The sequence below is a fragment of the Algoriphagus marincola DSM 16067 genome (assembly GCF_000429405.1).
Classification (GTDB): domain Bacteria; phylum Bacteroidota; class Bacteroidia; order Cytophagales; family Cyclobacteriaceae; genus Algoriphagus; species Algoriphagus marincola.
Window position 1 is genome coordinate 84,175 of record NZ_KE386899.1, and the last position, 21,818, is coordinate 105,992.

Genomic DNA, 21,818 nt, shown 5'->3' on the forward strand with positions numbered 1-21,818 from the left:
CCAAACCCAATCAATCATGCGTTTAAAATTTAGCCCTCTTTTACTAGGGTTGCTTTTGCTTTTTTCACCCGAAAGCGCCTTTTCACAGAAATCCAAAAAGAAATCTGAGCCGGCTCAAGAAGCCACTTATGACACCGCCCTTTATAATGCCATGGAGTTTCGTCTCGTCGGACCTTTCCGTGGAGGTCGGGCTACGGCCGTGGCAGGAGTAGTTCAGGAACCCATGACTTTCTATCAAGGTTCGGTCGGGGGTGTCTGGAAGACCACCGATGCCGGTGAAAGCTGGTTTAATGTCTCCGATGGTTTTTTCGGAACTGCTTCTGTCGGTGCTATCACTGTAGCAGAGTCCGATCCTAATGTAGTCTATGTAGGAATGGGAGAAGCGCCTGTCAGAGGAGTGATGACATCTCATGGAGATGGAGTCTACAAATCAGTGGATGGAGGAAAAACCTGGAAGCACATAGGGCTTTCTGAGGTCCGACAGATTTCCAAGATTGTAGTTCATCCAAGCAATCCTGACCTAGTCATCGTGGGTGGACAGGGAAGTCCATACGGCGCGACCGATGCCCGGGGAATCTACCGCTCGGAAGACGGAGGGGAAACTTGGGAGAAAGTCCATTATGTGGATGAAAATTCCGGTGTTTCGGATCTGAGCATGGATATGACAAATCCACGAATGATCTATGCTGCCTATTGGGATCATCGAAGATTTCCCTGGAAGGTACAGAGTGGAGGCCCGGGTTCAGGAATCTACAAGTCCTCGGATATGGGAAAAACCTGGACCAAACTTAGCGAAGGTCTTCCTAAAGGAGTGATGGGGAAAATCGGAATATCCGTTTCCCGTGCCAATAACAATATCGTCTGGGCTATCATCGAAGCCGAAGACGGTGGGCTTTACCGATCTAATGATGCGGGGAAAACTTGGAAATTGGTCAATGAGGATCGACTCCTTCGGGCCCGATCTTGGTATTACATGCATATTTTGGCTCATCCTACCGAGCCGGAGACAGTTTACATTATGAATGCGCCTTTGGTGGAGTCCAAGGATGGGGGGAAGACATTTGTCAATCTCCGAACCCGTCATGGTGACAATCATCAGCTTTGGATCAATCCGGAGCATCCCCAATACATGGTTAATGCCAATGACGGGGGAGGAAACGTATCTATCGATGGCGGTAAAAATTGGTCCCGTCAGGATAATCAGCCTACTGCTCAATTCTATCGGGTAAATGTGGATCAGCAATTCCCTTATCGCATTTATGGAGGTCAGCAGGACAACTCGTCCGTATCCATTGCTTCCCGTGCCAATGGTTCAGGAATTGGTTGGGAGGAGTTTTATCCCGTTGGAGGCTGCGAGTCTGCTTTTTCTGCCTTCGATCCGAAAAACCCCATTTATATCTATTCAGGCTGTTATCAGGGCATCATCACGGAGTGGATCGCAAAGACCAAGCAGGAAAAGGATGTGATGGCCTATCCTTACCAAGGTTTGGCTTCCAAGCCAGCTGAAGTCAAGTATCGATTCAACTGGAATGCACCTATCATTGCTTCCAAGCATGATCCTTCGGTGATTTACCATGCCGGAAATGTGATCTTGAAGACGACCAATCGAGGATTAAGCTGGGAGGAAGTTTCGCCGGATCTGACCAAGAATGACCCTGCCAATCTGGATTATGGTGGAGGTCCGATTACCAATGAGGGTGCTGGCGGAGAGGTTTTCCATACGATTATGTATTTGGCAGAATCTCCGCATACTCCGGACGTTTTGTATGCAGGCGCGGATGACGGTTTGCTTCATGTGACTCAAGACGGAGGGGAAAGCTGGTCCAATATCACCATCCCCAATACTCCGGAAGGCATGGTCAATCAGATCGACGTATCTCCTCATGATCCAGCGACCGTTTATGTGGCCTTTACCAGTTACAAATACAATGACTTCACCCCTCATATTTTCAAATCGACCGATTACGGCGCCACTTGGACCCGCTTGGTGAATGGAATAGCAGAGGAAGCTTTTGTAAGGGTAGTACGGGAAGATCCTAACCAAAAGGACTTGCTGTATGCAGGTACAGAGACGGGTCTCTATGTCTCTTTCAATGGAGGGCAACAATGGGAAAAATTCCAGCAGAATTTACCGATAGTGCCCATCAATGACCTAATGATTCAGGACAATGACATGGTCATTGCTACTTCTGGAAGGGCATTTTGGGTTATGGATGATTTGAATCCATTGTATGAATTGAAAGCTGCTGCAGAGGCTGACTTCTACGTTTACGAACCTGAGGCTGCGATTCGTGATTTTGCTTTCCGTGGAAATAATCCACAAGTAGGGCAGAATCCTTATCCTGGATTTTCAGTGATGTATTACTTAAAGGAAAATGTGGATTCGGTGCTTTTGGAAGCAGAATTTCAGGATATGAGCGGAAAAGTGCTTCGCAAATTCACGACTGATTCGGATGCCAAAACAGGAATAATCAAAAAGAAGACGGGTATGAACCGCATGAATTGGGATTTGAGTCTGGAGTCTTTTGAATCGGTAAAAGGTGTGTTTTCAGGAATCGGTTCTTCGGCTCAGCGAGTGATTCCTGGCAAATACAAGCTCGTGATGCGCTATGGGGATCAGAAGATCAGCAAGGGAATAGAAGTAAAGCCCGACCCAAGATGGACCGCTACAGCTGCACAGTATCAAGAGCAGGATGCTCAGTTGACGAGCCTTCGAGAAGCGATCATTGATACCCGTTCGATGGCTGAAGATTTACGCAGTATTCGCACACAGATCACAGATTTGCAAAGTCGAGTCGATTCAGAAAAGTATGAGGCTTGGCATACTCAGGCCAAGGAAGTCATTTCCGCTATCGATGAAGCTGAGTCAGAATTGATTCAGACTAAGCAGAAGACCTTCCAGGATGTGATTAATTTCCCGAATAAACTGGATGCCGACCTCTTGCATATTTATGGAGCAATCAATGAAGGTGAACCTCCGATCACCGAGGGCCAAAAGCAACGAGTCAAAGATCTTATGGATGTTTATGAAAAAGTCAAAGGGCAAGTCGAAGGGGTAATGGCTTCTACCCAAGCCTTAGAAAAGTCCATTATCGACCAAAAAATTCCGATTTTAGGGCCGAAGAAGGATTAAGGAGGTAAGATTATTTCGGTAATAATCGTCATTGCGAACGAAGTGAAGCAATCTCATTTTAGTTAGAGATCTCCTGTCCCCGGGAGGCGGGCTTCGCTTCACTCGCGATAACGTTACAAGCTGTCTTGCTTTTCCAAAAGCAGGATAGCTGTAATTAAAATAAGGCTTGGGTTTGTAATCCAGGCCTTAACTTTTTACCCTTTTACCTGTTTTATTTCCATGTATGAACATTTCTTCCAATGTCCCCATTGCTTTCAGGAGATTTCCATGTTGCTTGATCCCTCGGTTTCCAGGCAGGAGTACATTGAGGATTGCGAAGTTTGCTGCAATCCCATTGAGCTTCAGGTTGAGTTTGAAGAGGGAGAATTGGTCTATTTTGAAGCAAATTCCATCGAACAATAATGCTTTTTAAGGATACAGATACTTTGGAAGAAATCTGGCAAGCGGTCAAGCACGAATTACATCGCGGGGCATTAGATGCCAAGCATCCCTTTCATTGGGTTAATTTGGGGACGGTTCCAGGCGAATTTCCTTCCGTACGAACTGTGGTTCTGCGGATAGTCAATGAAGACCTTAATTTCTTTGTCTACACCGATTATCGGTCTGAAAAGTGCTCGGACTTACAGCAAAATCCGAATGCTTCTCTTCATTTTTACCATCCCAAAAAGCAGGTTCAAGTACGGGTAAAGACTCTGGCTAAGCTTCATTTTCAGGATGATTTGGCTAAAGAAATCTGGAAAGCAATCCCTGCCCACCGAAGGTCAGAATATACCGCTGCCCAAGCTCCGGGAACACCCATTTCTAGTCCTCAGGAAGGATGGAACCAAGGAGATTTAGAAAATCACTTTTTCTGCGTTTTGGAGTTGGAGCCTTTGGAAATCGAGGTTTTACAGCTTCGAAGAAAAGGACATCTTCGATTGATGTTTTCCAAGGATAAGGATTGGAAAGGGGCTTGGTTGGTACCCTAAACATTCCACCAATAGGTGAATTTCAGCACGATTGAGCGGTTTTTGGTATAAAATGGTGCGGGTAGATAATTATCTGTGTACACGATAAATAAGTCCGAAGCCGGCTGAAATCTCCACTGGAAGCGGGTATTCAGGTTGATGTTTTTGATCTGCTCATTGTATTGTACAAAGGCCGTGAAAAAGAGCGTGTTGGTCATCGTCACATCTACCCTAGGGCCGACCAACCAGAAATTGGTCGTATTCCAGGGCTCAGGCAGCACGATCCGGTTGTAATTGGTGCTCATGGCTATGCTGACATAGGGCTGGAATCGATAGCCCAGCTCGGTGCTGATGTTGTACCGATCCCCATCGGCGTAGTAGCCACCCATCCGAGTGGAGAAGCTGTAAGTGAATAGACTTTGAGGCTTGGAAGCATACTCGGTGCCCCATGCTCTCCAAGTGTGAATGGTTCCTGCGGGCAGGGTTTCTCCCGAGAAATTGGTTGGGTCAAAAGGCCGTTGCAGCTTTACAAAATCATAACCTGCCCAAAGCATGAATGTACTTTGGCTTCTCCATTTGACATTGTAGGCTGCATAGGTGGTATTGTCGGTTTGTTCGCCCGTAGTATTGAAAAAGAAGGTAGTTCCCACATCGGGTCCATGAGAAAGGATTTTTTCGCTTTTGGGAAACCAGCGATAACCTACCGTCGGGCTTATCTTGTAAAAGCCATTTCTGGGTACAAAGCCCACCTCAGCAGTGTAATTTTCAGACACATACTCATGTTGCCAATTCCAGGTTAGGTTTCCTGAAGCGTAGCGGAGATTGGCGGCATGGACAAAGCCTTCCTGTGTCCCGTCCGGCCCAAAGCTTTTCAGCACCATGGCTTTTCCTGTCCAAAGGTTATTGGAGGAAGCCAAATTGTATTCCAGACCTGCATTGCGGTTGAATTGGCTGTAGACTGGATGCTCAGATTCGGGGTCCGGGTTGTAGTTCAGGGATTGCTTGTTGATCAGGATGCCGGTGATATTGGAGCGGGCACCAACCTGCCTTTGAAGAGAAAGGACTGTGAAGTTTTGGGAAGGAAGGCCTTCTGAGTCGACGGCTCCAGTTTGCATATTCATGGCACCTATACGCCAGTCCTTGTTGATCTTTCCACTGAGTCGGGCTCCAAATTGGATGGGCGCATTGAGACCGATTCTTCTGGAGAAAAAGGGCCGAATGGTGCTGTAGCCAAAGTTGGCGAAGAGGTCTCCGTTTTCAAGAAAAAACTGCCTTCTCTCGGGGAAAAATAGCTCAAAACGATCCAGATTGGTTACTTGCCTATCCACTTCTACCTGAGAAAAGTCCGGGTTCACCGTCAAGTCCAGATTCAATGAAGAAGTCAGGGCAATCTTGGCATCCATTCCAAACTCCCTCCGATACTGGGTTTCTCCCTCCGATTCGAAATCTTTGGACACCCCTCCCAGCAGGTAGGGGATGACGGAAACATTGGCTCCGGCCTCCGGAGGGGCCTCATCCCAAACCAATACGCCTGTGTAAGCCAAAGAAGCTGAAGGAAATTGACGGGGTACGGGCGCCCAGCCTGATTTTTCGGTGGCTTTTAGATCCAGTCGGGAGAAGTTGATTCCCCATTCTTTGATGCCTTTTTTGTAGCGGATGGACTTGAAAGGAATGGCCGCCTCAAAGATCCATTTGTCTTCGTAATTGCTGACTTTAGAGGTCCATTTGTTATCCCAGCTCAAATCCACCGATCCTCCGTTGAACATGATTCCATCCCATTGGGCTCCGGCGGCATTTGCGCCGAAGGTGAAGCCGTTGGTCTGATCATCAAATGGGTCCATGAATAGCAGGAAGTTGTCGTTTTTACCAAAAGAGAAGTCTCTTCGAAGCGACTCGACCATGTAAGGTCCCTCCAACAGATGATGATTGACCACGATGAGATATAGATTTTGATCATCGTAAGTCATCCGGACGTCCGTCTGCACCTGTGCAAAGCTGGTATCCATCGGTGTGATCATAAAAAAGTCGGAGGCCACCTCAGCATCTTCCCAAGCTTGCTCATCCATCACTCCGTCGATCAAAATCGGAGATGTAGCCCGCTTCATGTGGAGGCGGTAGGCATCATTGATTTTTTGAGCCTGAACTTGACTATTGCAAACCAGGGAAAGGAAGAGAAGTGAAGCGGTAAATCGGAGCATGGCATTTAGCCTCCCAAAATTGAGAAAGGATGGCTTGGATTTCAGTGTCAGGTTCGCAAAAGGAAGGGTTTTATGGATTGATTTGGTAGGAGAAGGTCAGATTGATCTGGCGTCGGATAAACTGTGAGTCTCCTTCGGTGAAGAAGTTTTCTCCCTCGATGATGTAGCGGTTTCTTCGGGAATTGAAGATATCATTGGCAGTCAATATCAGCCTGCCTCGCTCCTGCATGATTTGCTTACTTGCAGAAAGGTCAATGAAAAAGATGCCTTTTCGTACTCCCTGAGCTGTTTTTTGACGGGCATCGTAATTTGCGCGCAGCTGCAAATCCCAACCTCCATCCAAGGTGAATCTGGAAGTCTGCCGGGCAAGGAATGAGGTAGTCCTTGCCTCAAAATCTGCCTGCACATTGCTTCCGTCAATGTCAGCATGGAAGAAGTTCAGGTTCAAATCCAGCTTCCACCAGTCTTTGGGCCGGTAATCGGCACTGAATTCCAGGCCAAAGGATTTTTCCCCATTCAGATTGTAAGGCAAAGTGGTCGCAAAACCTTCCTCATTGACTGTTCGGATCCGCTCGATTTTATCTACTGTATTTCGGAAGTAAGCGGTGGAAAACAGGGTTCCTTTCTCGAAATACTTGATGTGCCCCAACTCAAAGGCATCGGTAAATTCCGGGTCGAGGTCCGGATTACCGCTGAAGAAATTACGCTGATCGGAAAATGTCACATAAGGACTGAGGTCATTGTAAACCGGCCTTCTCACTCTTCGAGAGTAGCTGAGTTGGAAAGCGTTTTCCTCAGAGATATTGTAAGTCAAATGAGCACTTGGGAAAAGATTGGTGTAGTTTCTGGGGTTGCGCTCGTTGGTTTCGGCAAGGATGGTTTCCACATCGGTATGCTCTACGCGAAGCCCTGCCTGATAGGTCCAGTCTCCGGTTTTGTTGCCGAGAATTCCATAGGCAGCAAGGATATTTTCATTGTAGAGGAAAATATTGTCCAGTCCGGGCAAAGGGACCAATTCTCCGCTTTCGTTTTCTTCGGAGACGATGAAGTCATTTTCCATTTCCCGAAAGCTGGTCCGAAGTCCGGTTTCAAATTTGCCTTCCGAACCGATTGGCTTGACATAATCCAGCTGAAAGAGGTACTGATTTTCAAATTCATCATTTAGTGAAGTTTGAACCAAATCTTCCTCAGGTACAGGCTGTCCATTGGCATCAAATCGGAACTCGGTAAAAAGCTGATCGGAATTTTCCCAGTAGTTCAGATAGGTAAAATTGGCGGTCAATTCATGTCCTTTTTGCCCAAAAGTCCGCTTGTAGTTCAAAGCGATCTCGGAGTTGGGCTCTTTTTCCTTTTCATCCTGCCTGCGTAGGGAATAGCCTTGGAAGTTGTCCAGAGAATTCAGGTAGTCGTCGTAGCGGATGTCGGTGATTCTTCTACCGTCAGTTCTCCTCCAGAGGTAGGAAGCGGTGAAAATGCTTTGCTCGGAGAAAAAATAGTCGAGTCCTCCCCGGATGCTATTGTTCCAGCCTCGGAGTTCACCGGCATTGGCCTGACTGAGAATGAGTGTTTCACCGTTTTCGTAAACTTCCTGATACTGCTCACTGACGTAGGGCTGATAGCGTCGGGCGAAGCTGTAATTGATAAACCAGTTGATGCGGTTTTTACGGTAATTCAGATTGGTGGAAAAACCCAAGTTGAGCGGGGTACCTGCAATCACCTCAAAGGAACCGTTAAAACCCTGATTACTGTCTTTTTTCAGGATGATGTTGATGACTCCAGCCATGCCTTCGGCTTCGTAACGGGCGGAGGGATTGGTGATGACCTCGACCCGCTCTACCATATTGGCTTGCAGCTGTCTGAGCCCTGAAGAGCCTTTGAAGCTGACGAGTCCAGAAGGTTTTCCGTCGATCAAAATCCGGACATTGGAGGAGCCGCGAAGGCTGACATTACCTTCGGTATCTACTGCTACTGAAGGTAAGTTCATCAAAATATCCGTGGCGGTACCTCCGGCATTTGCCAAATCTTTCCCCACATTAAAAATGCGCTTGTCCAGAGAAAGCTCCATCAAAGTCTTTTCGCCTTGGACGACTACCTCATCCAGTTTCTGATCAGATGCTTGAAGGGTGACAGTTCCTAAGTTGACATTTGCATTTGCTTTGGAGAGCTCAAAGACTGAGCTTTTGAAGGAGTCAAAACCCATAAACTCCACCAAAGCATAAAACTTTCCCAAAGGAAGGTCAATGGAAAAGCTTCCGTTGTCTTCTGTAATTCCACCTCCAATCAGACTGTCTCTTTCTGAATAAACGGCTACTGAGGCAAAAGGCAGGGCTTGTTTGGAGGTTTGGTCTTGAACCATCCCTCGTAGTTTCCCTTGAGAGAAAGCAGTACTACTTTCTAAAAGAAATAGTGCAAAAACGGCAAGGTAATACCGAAGGAGGCTTTTTGGGCGGTGCATAGGTTTTCAGGCTGGGAGGGCAAATGGTTGGTCTGCCAAATTGGGATTCAAAATTACCTCGTTATTTGGGGATATAACCTCTCTTTTTGATCAATGGCAGGAGAAAATTTTGAGTTGAAAAAAGCAGGGATCTAATAAATGCTATCACAACTATTCAGCGACACTTACTGTCAAAAGTTAGTTCGATAATTCTTTTGCCCGTAGATTTATTCCTGTAATCAATTCAAAATCAAAATGTGGATTGCCAGTAAAAATGGGTTTGTTTCTATCGTACAGCATAGAGACAAGCCAGATCAGGTACTTTTTCGAGCTCGGGTAAAAAAGGATTTGGAATCACTTTTTCCGAAGGAAAGCATCATCGAAACTCCCGAAGCAGACTATGGCTACCGGGTCCATGTCAGTAAACAGGAAGCGGTATCGGTCATTTCTAAGCAGGTGTGGGAAATAGACTATCCAAATTTCAAAAATGCCATCGCTCAGAACCCGGAGCAGCGAGACAAACTGTCTGCCTATCATGACATCTGGGGAGTGATGTGGGATTATGCCAAGAACCACTGATTGTCATGAAAGTAATATTTGTCATCGGGCCAAGTGGGGTAGGAAAGAGTAGTTTTATTGAGCGGGAGTATGCCGAAAAGAGAGAGGTCTGCATTTTCAATATAGCGAGGAAAGCAAAAGAGCTTTTTGGGAGCTATCAAGCGATGGAAGATGGGGATCAGGAGCTGCAAGCAATCAATGCCTCCTGCAGCGAAGCATTTATGGCCCTGATGGAGGGGGAAGAAGTAGTAGTCGAGTACTACACGGATAGCTATGATGATGGGCTTTTTGCGATGATCAAGAAAGCTAAATCTCTGGGGATAAGAACCGAGGTGATTGCGCTGACTTGTGAAGCGGATGAGGCTTGGAACCGGGTTCAAAAAGCCGGATTAGCCTATTTTCCTTCATCAAAAATAAAAGAGGATACCGAACTCATCTTCATGGGAGTGCTGGAAGATGTGGAGTTCAATCTGGACTTTGACCGGATTTGTGAAATTGGCTGGCAGGGAGGCACGATCAGCTTTTTCCGATTCAAAAAGGGAAGTCAGGATCGGTTTTTCTTCACTACGGATGAAAATGGGTATTTTGACTTTGAGCCTGACTTTGAGTTTGAGAAAAAAGAGGGAGTGGTCTACATCGAAGAGTTCGATAATTTCAAGGAAGCTTTTACTGCACTCTTAGACAAATACCCGATTTTCGGTTTGGTTCCCTTGGAAGTCCATTCCCGATACAAATCTGAGTTTCGGTCGGCCTATCACCACTACCTAGGGTGAAAGCAAGCCCTTCAAGCCAACCAAAAATGGAATTTCTACTTAAACTAATCGAAAGATGAACTATCAGGAAAAAGTAAAAGAGGCATTTGAAGCTTTAGAAAATGCTAAAATCCAGGTTTTTACAACATTGATCAATGTGGCAATGGCTTCCGAATTCAAAGATATCGATGAGCTGTTTGATGAAGGAGAGCTTTTCTCTTTTAGATCCAGCGATTTTGATCATGCCTCTGATCCCAATATACAAAGCCTTCAATACGTGGTCAAAGCTATGGAGATTGCAGAAGAAGAAATGATCGCCTGGAATGGGCTCAATAATCTGAATCTGCAGGGGAATGAGTGAATATCAGCTTTCCAGTCCTATCAAATGTCCTGTATAAAGCAGGGCGATATACAGTAGTCTCAATAGCTGTAGGTCCAGCTTTATCAATTCTCACAACGCAAGATTATTTACCCGGAAGAATTCCCAACTTCATTCCCAGTGAAAGTTGGGGCACAGCATCCCAACCTGTAAATCTATAGCGCTCTGCGAAAGGGCTCCCGATTTCAAAAAATTCCCGGCTTTGGAATTCAGCTAACTCTATGATTTGCACATCTCGAAACCTACTTCGTATCCCCAAACCTCCATACATGTCCATGACTATATTCTTGGACGTGAAAAGCTGCTTTCCAAACTTCAGACCTCCTCCAAATACCTGAAATTCAATTCGAGCCCGATCGTAATGAATTTCTTGCTTGAATGGAGTGTAGTGGTCGTCGAGGCGAATAAAATCCTTATTGACTACAAAAAATTCGATTGCCCAGTAGTATTTTTTAGAGTAGAATTTTAGCTCACTTTTACTCCGCCAAATTTCAAAATTCTCATTTTTCCCTCTTCCTGCTGGCATTCCGAATAGTCCCCCATTTATTCCTATTTCAGATTGAATACTGACTTGCTTGCTGAAAAAATACTCCAATCCTCCCTGGATAATGATCGTCTCCGGTTCGAAGAAACTCAGAGGTGATACTTTTATCAAAACCTGCTTTTCTAACCCCAGATCCTGCTGGGCTTGGGAGGTACTCACCACGCCAAGGATAAAAAAAGTCAGGGTTAGAATTCGTAGCATGACCAAAAATAGAAAGCTTTTCAAAGAAAATCCCCCGATAGCTCTACCGGGGGATTTCTCTTGCTTCTATTTTCTATTCTCTTACTTCTGCTAAAAAGCTCTTTCCTTTAGATGCTCTTCGAGATCTAGCAGATTCACTCCGCTTTTCCACCAGTCCGGTGCAGTTTCACCTTTTAGATGATGGTCGAAAAACTCCATCATTCGCACGCTGTAATCCTTGCGGTTTTCCAGTTTACTCAAACCGTGATTTTCGCCTTTGTATTGCATCATTACCACTGGCTTTTTCAATCTTCTCAAGGCCGAATAATACTCGATGCCTTGGGTAAAGTCCACTGCTCCGTCTTTGTCATTGTGCAGAAGTAGGAGAGGAGTGCTGACATTTTTTACATGGTACACCGGGCTGTTTCGCTCGTAAGCTTCCCAGTTTTCCCAAGGCCCACCACGGAATCTACCCTGTGAAGCTTCAAAGATGGACATGTTTCCACCACCCGAATTCCAATAGATCAAATCATACATGGAAATCATATTGGTCAAAGGAGCTCCAGCAGCAGCAGCCTTAAACATATCCGTCTGCGTGATCAGGAAGGAAGTTTGATAGCCACCCCAAGAGTGCCCGTGGATTCCGATATTGTTTTCGTCAATGACTCCTGTTTTGATGGCTTCCTTCACAGCAGGAATCACACACCAAACCGCAGACATGCCCGGATCATCCAGTTTGTATACGATGTCCGGAATAAAGACCGCAAATCCGTTGGAAGTATAGACGTTAGGGTTCCAACCTGTTCCACTGTATCCTGGGTTGGACCAGTTATGACGGGTTTGAGATAGTTTTTCGTAGTAGTACACTACTGTTGGATACTTTTGGCCTTCCACATAGCCAGCTGGTAAAAAGAGCGTACCCTGCAATTTGTCACCCTTGTCAGAGACATAATCGATTAGCATAGTTCCGGCAGACCAGGCATATTTTTCTGCATCCGGAGCATTGTTTGTGACTTGCTTGGGATCAGAAAGGGATGCGTCTGTCAAGTACACCTGCGTAGGTTGGTTGAATTTCTCCTGGAAGAAGTAATAGGTTTCTGCATTCTTCGCTTTGGAAAGATTACCGACATTGAAATCATCCCAAATCAAAACCTTGGCACCCGGGGTCATTCCTCCTTTTTTGGCAGGAGAAAGCTGGGAGATACCCGATTTCTTGGTCCACTCTCCGTACATGCGGATGTATGCAGGTTTGCTAAGGTCGATGCCCTTTTCCTCAGGATCCAAACCAAATCTGTATTGATAGCGAATCTGGTTGGTTTTCCCATTTACGGTCAAATTGATGGGAGTTTCCTTGGAAGCCATGGCAGGAACCTGCCAGATGTCCCATCCATCTCTGAGAAGAACGTATTTACTGTCCGAACTCCAGCCCAAGGCTCCATAAAGTGGTTTTTCAATATTGTGATCATCCTCGACATTAATAAAGGAAACGGGCATTCCCTCTGTGATATTTCGGCTTTGGCCGGTAGGAATGTCATAGATGTAGTAATGGCCATCAAGTCCATAAATCAATTTGGTGCCATCCGGGGATTCACGAGGAAAAGAAGAATAATTGGGGAGGTACATTTTCTTGAAAAGCTCCTTTTTCTCACCGGTTTTCAAATCCACGATATAAAAATCCTGATAACGCTGTCCATCCAAATTCATATCCAGTTCGTAGGCTGAATAATCAGCTCCTAGGGCATAACGCTGCTTGTCTAGGATATTCAGGTCACGCATACTGCTGTCCTGTAATTGAATATGCTTACCTGCATTGACATCATACATGGCCCAGAAACTGTAGTTTTTGTCCTGATTCTGCATGACCTGCTGTCTTGACTGAAGACGGCTGTCATTCCAGTGCCAGATAGTCATGTCGGGAGTATCGGCATCATTTTCCTTCTTGTCTTTGACCTTGCCGGAGTCCAATTTGGCGATGGCTTTTTGGAGGTCAGAGATGGATTTGATGGTAGTGTCCGCCATGATTTTTTTCATGGCCTCAGCTTCAGCCTGCTTGACCGAATCTTGGTCCACTTCCTTATCCTCCTCTTTTTTCTCGGCTAAAACCAATGGGTGAATGCCATAAAACAGACGAGTCAAATCCTCAGACCACATAGGTCTTCTGTTTTGCGAAATGGTGTAGTCTTGATCAAAATTGACCGAATCCTTTTCCGGATTATAAACCGTCACTTGAGGAGCGGCTAGGTTTTTCACACCTATGACCTGACCCTTATCTTGTTTGTACTTTTTGTCTTTGACCATTTTCAAAGCAGCAAAGGCATCTCCTTTTTCAGTCCAAGCCAAGGAACGGTAGGAAGCCTTATCAGAATCCAAGATCTGCATGCTATTGGCTGCTACATTCATCAAATACAAACCATTTCCGGATTGATTGGCTGCATCTACCGTGTAGGCAAGGTAATTCCCTGCTTTATTGAAGGAAAAATCAGCCACATTACCCAGGTTGAGTGCTTTCTCGGAATTGAGGTGGTAAATCAATAAATCCGAGCCTCTTGCATCTCCATTGCCTTCTTTGGATAGGTTGATAGCTAAAACGGTCGCCGCTTCCCCATTGAATGAATAATTCGAAACATTTTCGAATTCTTTTTTGTCATCAGTGCCCAGCTTGACTAGAATAGCCTTGTTCTTGAGCGGTTTTCCTTTACTCTTTTCATTGGCTTTTTTCTGAGAGAAAGTCGGGTATTCGGTGTAGGCAAACCACTTTCCATCCTCGCTGAATTGCATGGAAGGATAACTGGTCGAACCGATTTTCAAAGTCTTTTTGGAGTCCTCGTCCCCCACTTTTTGAAGAATGATTTCTCCATTCCCTTCCAGCTGAACAAGCCCATAGGCCATCCATTGTCCATCGGGGGAGAGCTGAAAGGCTGAACCTGGCATGTATTTCCAGGTGGGGATGTCTTTCCAGGTAATGGGTTTGGTGTCTTGGGCGATTGCCAAACTGGCAACAAGGAAAAGTGCCCAGAGTGTGAGTAAGTGTCTTTTGATCATTGGTAAATCTTTTTTCTGAAGCAGGAAATTAGGGAAAATAAAGGATAGTCCTGTGTGATTTTGTCAGAACTAGTCAAAAAAGCAACATTATTGCATCTTCGAAAATGAATTTTATACCGATATCGCCGGAAGCTCTTAATTATCTCTTCCCGGTTTCATCAATTTTGTTGATGTGTCGTCTTTGGGCTTACTGATAATTGTACTTGTATAGGGCCTCTCGGGTAAGATTTCTTGTTTTTCGCTCGTAAAATCTTGAAAAAATATTCAGCCCAACTCCTGTGAATGTCAAGGGGATCAGCAGATCATTCTGACTGGAAGACTGGGATTCGAAACCAACTGCCAGGAAGAAAATCCCGATCCCTAGAGCTGAGTTGACTACATTGGCTACTGTGCTTACTTTTTCTCTTCTCAGAACCTCCTCATAAAGCTGCAAAGCTTCCGGATTGGATTGAAATCGTGTTAGAACCTGATCCCTTTCCAGCTGCATGGGACCTTCGTAGACATTTATTTTTGGACCCAAAAAACCATCCATGATATCCATGCTCAGAAATGCATCTGCACCTCCAGAATAATGATAGGCATTGAAATCATTGATCGAACGTCGGATTCTTCTGTCTGCATCCCGAATCAGAATACTCCCAGTCCCCTGTACAACTCCTCCACCAAAAGTTACCCAAAACCAAGGGCGGACATTGGCCGGGGTGATTTCGTTGGTAAATAGATAGGCAACCGAACCGATACTTACTGCCAAGCCTGTGAGATTGATGGCAGTACCCCAATTCTTTTTTCGCTGGTAGGCGGAAAATCTAAACTCTTCACTTTGTACAGAATTTAGTAAGGCCGCTACTTCTGCGGGATTGGATTTTTGCCCATCCAAGTAGTAGGTGGTTTGATTCAAAAAGCCTTCTTTGAAGGTAATGATGGGTTGTGTAGAATAATTTCCAGGAAAGTAGGTTCGGGACTCTTGGGTGTTTTGGGCTAAAGAAATGCTAGCAAATGAAATGGGAAACAGGAGAAGAAGCGTTATCCAAAATCTTTTTTTCATCTGTTTATAATTTGTTTTTTAGAGGTCAGATAGCTTGTCCCGAACTTGATTCGGGAGAATCTCGCATAAGTTCCCCGGTCAATCAGGGCATCCCAGTGTGTGTCACTTTCGACATGCCTGTCTGTTTCAGGTAGGCTCGATTTCATAGAGCAGATTGATAAGGTTCAATTAATAAATTCTTGAACGAACAAGTTAACAGGATATTTTTACTCTGATAAGATTTATTTGTTGATTGATAGGCATAAGAGATTTAGTAATTAAGTCTCTGAGATATATTCGATGGTACCTAGTCCCTGCAAAGTACTCTCCATGGAGAATGAATATCCTAGGTTAATGCATCAAGGCCCTTGCCAACCTAAAAAATTCTCGCTGTCCACAGGGTAGATTTTATGTTGCTTTTCTGCAATGAGGTGATTAAAAAAACCTTCTAGGTTTTTAAATCCTGGAAGGTCCAACAACTTACAATCTGAATTCAGATTTCTACCCATTACTTTTTGAAAACCACCTTTCCCCCCATCACGGTCATCGCAACCTGGGTTTTTAGTATTTTATCCTAAGGTACTCTATTGCTATGCTGTTCTTGAATTTGAAAAAGTAAGCCTAAACAAAAATCAAATAAATAATGGGATCAATATTCCTGAACCAACACCTCTGTAGGAATTCGAAGATAGGTGTTCAGTTTTCGAATCATATCCAGCGAAAGTTTTCTTTTTCTATTCAACACTTCACTTACCCGACTTTTATTTCCTACCACCTCAGCAAGATCTTTATTTCTGAGATCCATCTGCTCCATTCGAAACTTGATAGCTTCGATGGGATCAGGTAGATCAATCGGAAAATTTTCTTTTTCATATTGATCGATTAGAATAGAAAGTATTTCCAGTTCGTCTCCTTTCTTGCTTCCCTTTTGAGCATCAAAAATCTCGTCAAGGCGAATCAGTGCTTTTTGATAATCTGTTTCAGTTTTGATAGGCTTGATATTCATATTAGATCGTATTTGCGTTGATTTTGTCATACTCGGCGTGAGTACCAATAAAGCGAATCCAACATAACTGAAATTCAAAATTGATTTTTACAATCAATCGGTAGTGATTCCCCTTAATATTGAATACTACTCTACTTTCTCCCAATATACTGGCGTTTGGATACGCTCTTTTTAGATCGTGGATATTACTCCATTGGGACTTTTCAGCTTCTCGATACCAAGCTTTTAGCTGTTGTTCAGAATCGGAATGTTTTTCCCAAAATTCTCGCAAAGTCCGTTCTGCAATTATTCTCACATGTTTCTAAATTCAAATATATAAGAAAAGTTCCCATAAAGGGAACTTTTTAAAATTCAACTAACTTTGAGAGGCCTTAATTATTGTCTTTTAAAAACCACTTGTCCTCCCATCACGGTCATAGCAACCTGGGTTTTTAGTATTTCATCCTCAGCTACCTCCATAATGTTCTGATCAAAGACCGTGAAATCCGCTGCTTTACCTACTTCAATTGAACCTTTGAAATCTTCTTCGAACTCGGCATAGGCACCGTCTAAAGTGTAGGACTTCAATGCTTGTTCACGGGTCATTTTTTGATCGCCTTCATAGCCTCCTTCAGGAAGTCCTTCCAAAGTCTTACGGGTTACAGAGGCATAAAAGGAAGGAATTGGATCTACCGGCTCTACAGGGGCATCCGTTCCATTACAGATTCTCGCTCCGGTTTGGAAAAGCTTCTGCCATACATAAGCTCCGTCTATGATGCGCTTTTCTCCAAGTCTATCAATGGCCCAAGGACGGTCCGAACTCAAATGAATGGCCTGCATGGCCGCTATCACTCCCAATTCCCCGAATCTCGGAATATCATCCGGATGCAAATGCTGGGCATGCTCAATTCTGAATCTGTGATCGGTCGCATCTGGGAATTTGGCAAAAGCTGCTTCATATCTATCCAAAATCTCCTGATTAGCGCGATCTCCAATAGCATGAGAGCAAACCTGAAAACCAAGCGGTAAGGCTTTTTCAGATACCTCAGTTACGACAGACATGGGAAGCGTCTCATGTCCCCGATGACCTGGTCTATCCGCATAATCTTCCAGCAACCAGGCACCTCTTGGTCCTAATGCTCCATCACAGTTTAGCTTGATAGAACGCACAGTCAGCAGGTGATCTTCGGAGTCTATCATTGGACCTTTCTTGTACCATTCCTCCAAAAGCTCTGGCTGACGGCCTGTTAGCATGATGTATTGGCGAACCGTGAGTTTGCCTTCGTCTTTAAACTTCTGAACCAAATCGATTACATCCTGACCAGAACCTGCATCATGAAAAGAGGTGATTCCTTTCTCTACCAATTCTTGCAATGCCAATGTCAAAGCTTCTTCCGCTCGTTCAGGAGTTTCTTCCGGAACCAATCGAGCCACGAGATAGGAGGCTCTTTCGGTCAATACTCCGGTGGGATTTCCTAATTCATCGGTGATGATTTCTCCGCCTTCGACCTCACCTGGTCTTTCGCCTTTTAGATTGGCAATTCCAGCCAATTCCAAAGCTTTAGAATTTGCAAAGGATGCATGACCGGAAGCATGGCGAAGAAATACCGGATTGTCTGGAGATACTTCATTCAAAGGCTCATTGGTTTGGAAACCTTTGACCATTTTCTCGGGCTTTTCGATCCACTTGTCCTGATGCCAGCCACGGCCTGTGATCCAGTCTCCCGGCTTGGCTTTGGCAACTGCCTCGGCTACTTTTTCGACCAGCTCATCGTAGGTTTTGACATACATGAGGTCAAGCTCCAGCTTGTTGTAGCCGATTCCCATCAAGTGTGCATGCGATTCGATAAATCCCGGAGTCATGGTTTTACCTTCCAAGTCGATGACTTCTGTGTTTTCACCAGCTAATTTCTGGATTTCAGCAGATGAACCAATGGCCTGAATCATTCCATCTTTGACGGCTACTGCTTCGACCTTCGGATTGGATTCGTCCACGGTGTAGATGGTACCGTTAATAAAAATTTTATCAGCAGGATTTTCTGGGCCGCTATTACAGGCAAATCCGAAAAAGGCCAAAAAGGCCAGAAAATAAATATGTCTCATAAGTTGGTGTTTATTCTGTATGGAAAGCTAGGTTATTTCCTCTATCCAAACAAAACTAATCTCAATCACCTTACCCAGAACTTTTTTGATATAGAATTACGGTTGTTAGTTTGAAGCTGAAAAATATAAAGTCCCGGTGTGTAAAAGTCTGACTGAATCTCCAATTCCTGTCCAGCCTCTAGGCTGATATCTGATAAAATCACCTGGCCCAAAGCATTGACGATACGTCCTGTCCCAGACTGATTGGAAATGACTTTTACAGGCCCTAGTGTTGGGTTGGGATAAATAATTAGCTGAATCCCTTCACTTGGAGGAATGGCGGATTCCGAGGCCTTGAGATAAATCAATCCACCGGCTCGCGTACCTAAAATCAAATCTGGATTACCTCCCAAAACATCCGGTAGCAAGGTAATCCAGGTATTTCTGCCGAGGCGAGTCGGATAGTTTTCACCTCCAATTTGTATTTGGACTTCTTCCCGCTGACTTTGTTGCATGAAGTTTTGGATGTAGCTCAAAATTCCACGTTGATCCACGGTGTAGAGTCCGGGTTGATCACCAAGCTTGATTGCCACGGTCAAGTTTCTATTGGCAGGGTTGTCCTGAAAGCCCAGAAAATCGCTTTCTAGTGATTGGGCTGATTTGTTTTCGAAGTCGACTTTGTACAAATCCAAACCTCCATTTTGAGCTGCCACCAGCAGATGATCCTGATTTTGGTAGTTGAAAAAGGCTAAATAATCTCCCCGATTCGGTTCATATCCTGAAAGAGTAATCTCAGTCCATCGGTTGTTGAGAAGTTCAAAAATCCGTTGTTTCGGGATATTTCCTTCAAAACGGATTCCTGTCAGGAGTCGATGGGTTTGATTGGATTCATCGGTAAACTCTAAATATTGAATTTCGGTAAGTCCCAACTCTCCCACATTTGAAAGAGAGAGTGATTCCTCAAATGCTCCATTTTGGAAATCGAATTCAAGGATTTCACCCAATACTTCTCCTTTACGGGTCACATTGGCACTGAGGTAGAGTTTTCCTCCATTTTGATTTCCAAGGAAAAAAGGCCTTGTATTTTCTCCCAAATCCAAGATCTGATCCTGCAAAATAGGGCCGGTGTTTCCGTCAAAAGAAAGAATCGATTGTGAAAAATCAACCCCATAAACGATGGAGGCCTCATTAGAATTAGAGCTGATAATCAGGTTTCCATCGATCAGCTCCGGATTGTGGAAAACAGGGAATCGAGGGAGCTCGCCGAGACTTGGAAGACTGGTTGAAAATTCGTCGAAAAGGGGATCGGTTTCTGTTCCTTTATTAGGAAGGAAGTATAAGATATCGCACTCATCGCGGCCTAAAAGCAAATCGGAAATACCGTCTCCATCCCAGTCCTGATAGAGAAGAGAATGGCCGCCAGCGTGCTGGATTCGGGCATTTTCAGTAGAACTAACTCTTAAATCCATGCCAGCACAAGTCTGTCCGAAAGAGATATCACCGCAGGCACAGATTTCAAATAATCCCCAATGCCTCACTGGAAAAGCAAAGCCGTCGATATCCGGGCTGCCACTTCGATCTATTGATGTATTTTCATAGAATTCCAGATAGTCCCCTGAAGCAAAATTGAAGATCACCAAGTCTAGATCTCCGTCTCCATCTAAATCTTGAATCAACGGTGTGTCGAGATTATTGGCTTGAATATTTGATCCATTATCCAATGGAAGAAAGTCCTGAGCCAGTTCAAAGGAAATGGTGTTGCCGGAAGAAGTATTTTGGTATGCTTTGATACCTCTGGCTGTGGAGGTGAATAAGTCCTTCTTGCCATCAGCATCAAAGTCGGCCAGGACCAAAAAACCACTGATATCCGCCGGGAAGTAGTAGGCCCATTCAGGTTGATGGATAAACTCTTCCCCTGATTTTTCAAAGACCGAGAGTTGCCGGGAATTGATGTCCCAAATGACCCACTCTTCCGCTCCGTCACCATTTAGATCAATGGTCTGGATTTGAGCTGAATTGATTCCGCCACTCCAAGGGGAGCTTAAAGTCTTGCCTTCCAGATTGACTGCTGTGCTCTTATCAAAAGTAAAAGTAGTCTGACTCCGACTAGTCAATGATAAGAGTAGGATAAAAAAAAGTAGGAGTAATCTTCTCATGGCTAAATTCTAAACCGAATTTAAAGATAAAACGTTGCCAAAAGCCAAAAATGAGATGGATTCGCTTATTTTGGACTATTAAAATTAAGTCATGAATATCATCACCCTATACGAAGCTTTTCTCAAAAGTACAGGAGTCAGTACTGATACACGGAAAATTGAACAAGGAAATCTGTTTTTCGCCCTGAAAGGTCCAAATTTCGATGCAAATGAATTTGCTGCCAAGGCTTTGGAAATGGGTGCTTCTGGAGTGGTGGTCGATGACCCCGCATACTATTTGGAAAATGATGAGCGCTATTTTATCTGTCAAGATGCTTTGGTTTGCTTGCAGAAATTGGCCAATTATCATCGACATCAATTCGACATACCTATCATTGGCCTTACCGGTAGCAATGGAAAGACTACTTCCAAGGAGCTGCTGAATGCTGTATTGAAGACCAAATTCAAGACTTTGGCTACAATCGGAAATCTTAATAATCACATCGGCGTTCCCTTGACTTTGCTTTCTCTCAAGAAAGATCACGAACTGGCCATCATCGAGATGGGAGCCAATAAGCAGGGAGATATTCAGGAGCTTTGTGAAATTGCCGAACCCACACATGGTTTCATTACCAACATTGGGAAAGCTCATTTAGAGGGAATGGGTGGGCCTGAAGGTGTTTTGAAGACAAAAACAGAGCTTTACCAGCACTTGCGAGAAAATAAAGGGACGGTTTTCATCAACAGTCAGGATCCGATCTTGATCAATATGGTCAAGCGATTCAAAGAGCCCGTTTTGTATCCTTCCAAAGGGGATTTTTGCGAAATTCAATTTTTGAGTGCCGATCCTTTTGTAAAGTTTTCTGTCGAGGGGGTAGATGGGGAGCAGTTATCCTCCCTGATCGGAGCTTATAATTTTGGAAATATTGCAACTGCGCTTACTATCGGGAAGTTTTTTGGAGTGGATATGCATCAAGCAGTGGAGGCCGTTTTGAATTACAAGCCTTCCAATATGCGCTCCCAATTGATCGAAATGCGGAGTAATTTAATCATTTTAGATGCCTACAATGCCAATCCATCAAGCATGGAAGCAGCGATTCGGACCTTCGGACAGATGAAGGGTAAGAAGCACAAAATGATCATTCTAGGGGATATGTTTGAACTGGGGGAGCATGCCGAAGCGGAGCATGCAAGATTAGGAGAGATAGTCAGCGAGTATGAGTTTGATAAAGTTTGTTTCACAGGAAAACTCATCGTTTCTGCACTCACTAAGGCACCGAAGGCCCTGTATTTTCCCGATCCTTTTTCATTCCGAAATTGGCTTCAGGACAGTCAGCTTGAAGACTACATGATTCTGATCAAGGGAAGTAGAGGGATGAAGTTGGAAGGCTTGGTTGATTTTATTTAAACTCTCTCTTTTTCTAA

General features: G+C 44.5%; 17 protein-coding genes. 7 read left to right on the plus strand and 10 right to left on the minus strand.

Going from position 1 to position 21,818, the window contains the following annotated elements:
- The first annotated feature begins 16 nt into the window (after window positions 1–16).
- From G457_RS21990 to G457_RS0119235, 3 genes are all read left to right on the plus strand, one after another.
- Window positions 17–3,133 carry a WD40/YVTN/BNR-like repeat-containing protein gene (locus G457_RS21990; RefSeq protein ID WP_035484370.1) on the plus strand — a complete coding sequence of 1,039 codons (3,117 nt, stop codon included), beginning with the start codon at window positions 17–19 and terminating at the stop codon, window positions 3,131–3,133.
- A 219-nt stretch (window positions 3,134–3,352) separates the two neighbouring features.
- Window positions 3,353–3,535, plus strand: coding sequence for a CPXCG motif-containing cysteine-rich protein (locus G457_RS22635; protein WP_026947906.1), 183 nt, complete (start codon window positions 3,353–3,355; stop codon window positions 3,533–3,535).
- Complete coding sequence (locus tag G457_RS0119235; RefSeq protein ID WP_026947907.1) at window positions 3,535–4,101, plus strand: pyridoxamine 5'-phosphate oxidase family protein; 567 nt, start codon at window positions 3,535–3,537, stop codon at window positions 4,099–4,101. The genes G457_RS22635 and G457_RS0119235 overlap by 1 nt, the downstream gene beginning before the upstream one ends.
- On the opposite strand, the gene G457_RS0119240 is transcribed toward G457_RS0119235, so the two are convergent.
- Both G457_RS0119240 and G457_RS22000 read right to left on the minus strand, forming a co-directional pair.
- On the minus strand, window positions 4,098–6,278 hold the full coding sequence (locus G457_RS0119240; protein WP_026947908.1) for a DUF5916 domain-containing protein: 2,181 nt from the start codon (window positions 6,276–6,278) through the stop codon (window positions 4,098–4,100). The genes G457_RS0119235 and G457_RS0119240 overlap by 4 nt on opposite strands.
- 70 nt (window positions 6,279–6,348) lie before the next feature.
- Window positions 6,349–8,733, minus strand: coding sequence for an outer membrane beta-barrel family protein (locus G457_RS22000; protein ID WP_051260924.1), 2,385 nt, complete (start codon window positions 8,731–8,733; stop codon window positions 6,349–6,351).
- Window positions 8,734–8,967: 234 nt separating this feature from the next.
- Here G457_RS22000 and G457_RS0119250 point away from each other — a divergent pair, with 234 nt between their 5' ends.
- From G457_RS0119250 to G457_RS0119260, 3 genes are read left to right on the plus strand one after another with little or no spacing between them, the layout of a single operon-like run.
- Window positions 8,968–9,291, plus strand: coding sequence for a hypothetical protein (locus G457_RS0119250; protein ID WP_051260925.1), 324 nt, complete (start codon window positions 8,968–8,970; stop codon window positions 9,289–9,291).
- A 5-nt stretch (window positions 9,292–9,296) separates the two neighbouring features.
- Window positions 9,297–10,043, plus strand: coding sequence for a P-loop NTPase family protein (locus G457_RS0119255; protein ID WP_026947910.1), 747 nt, complete (start codon window positions 9,297–9,299; stop codon window positions 10,041–10,043).
- 55 nt (window positions 10,044–10,098) lie between these two features.
- Entirely contained in the window at window positions 10,099–10,383 is a 285-nt protein-coding gene (locus tag G457_RS0119260; protein WP_026947911.1) for a hypothetical protein, read from the plus strand.
- Between the two features lie 103 nt (window positions 10,384–10,486).
- Here G457_RS0119260 and G457_RS0119265 read toward each other — a convergent pair whose 3' ends face one another.
- From G457_RS0119265 to G457_RS0119300, 8 genes are all read right to left on the minus strand, one after another.
- Entirely contained in the window at window positions 10,487–11,146 is a 660-nt protein-coding gene (locus G457_RS0119265; RefSeq protein WP_026947912.1) for a DUF3575 domain-containing protein, read from the minus strand.
- A gap of 90 nt (window positions 11,147–11,236) precedes the next feature.
- Entirely contained in the window at window positions 11,237–14,167 is a 2,931-nt protein-coding gene (locus G457_RS0119270; protein ID WP_026947913.1) for a S9 family peptidase, read from the minus strand.
- 187 nt (window positions 14,168–14,354) lie between these two features.
- Entirely contained in the window at window positions 14,355–15,212 is an 858-nt protein-coding gene (locus G457_RS0119275) for a hypothetical protein (protein ID WP_026947914.1), read from the minus strand.
- Entirely contained in the window at window positions 15,209–15,358 is a 150-nt protein-coding gene (locus tag G457_RS23000; RefSeq protein WP_211230243.1) for a hypothetical protein, read from the minus strand. The genes G457_RS0119275 and G457_RS23000 overlap by 4 nt, the downstream gene beginning before the upstream one ends.
- A gap of 482 nt (window positions 15,359–15,840) precedes the next feature.
- Window positions 15,841–16,197 (minus strand): helix-turn-helix domain-containing protein, encoded by a 357-nt coding sequence (locus G457_RS0119285; protein WP_026947915.1) that lies wholly within the window; start codon window positions 16,195–16,197, stop codon window positions 15,841–15,843.
- 1 nt (window position 16,198) lies between these two features.
- On the minus strand, window positions 16,199–16,492 hold the full coding sequence (locus G457_RS0119290; protein WP_026947916.1) for a type II toxin-antitoxin system HigB family toxin: 294 nt from the start codon (window positions 16,490–16,492) through the stop codon (window positions 16,199–16,201).
- A gap of 80 nt (window positions 16,493–16,572) precedes the next feature.
- The gene (locus G457_RS0119295) at window positions 16,573–18,279 is read right to left on the minus strand and encodes an amidohydrolase (protein WP_026947917.1); all 1,707 of its coding nucleotides are present in this window, start codon (window positions 18,277–18,279) and stop codon (window positions 16,573–16,575) included.
- A gap of 65 nt (window positions 18,280–18,344) precedes the next feature.
- On the minus strand, window positions 18,345–20,414 hold the full coding sequence (locus G457_RS0119300; protein WP_026947918.1) for a T9SS type A sorting domain-containing protein: 2,070 nt from the start codon (window positions 20,412–20,414) through the stop codon (window positions 18,345–18,347).
- Window positions 20,415–20,505: 91 nt separating this feature from the next.
- Between G457_RS0119300 and G457_RS0119305 the strand changes: the two genes are divergently transcribed.
- The gene (locus tag G457_RS0119305) at window positions 20,506–21,801 is read left to right on the plus strand and encodes a UDP-N-acetylmuramoyl-tripeptide--D-alanyl-D-alanine ligase (protein ID WP_026947919.1); all 1,296 of its coding nucleotides are present in this window, start codon (window positions 20,506–20,508) and stop codon (window positions 21,799–21,801) included.
- Window positions 21,802–21,818: the final 17 nt, after the last annotated feature.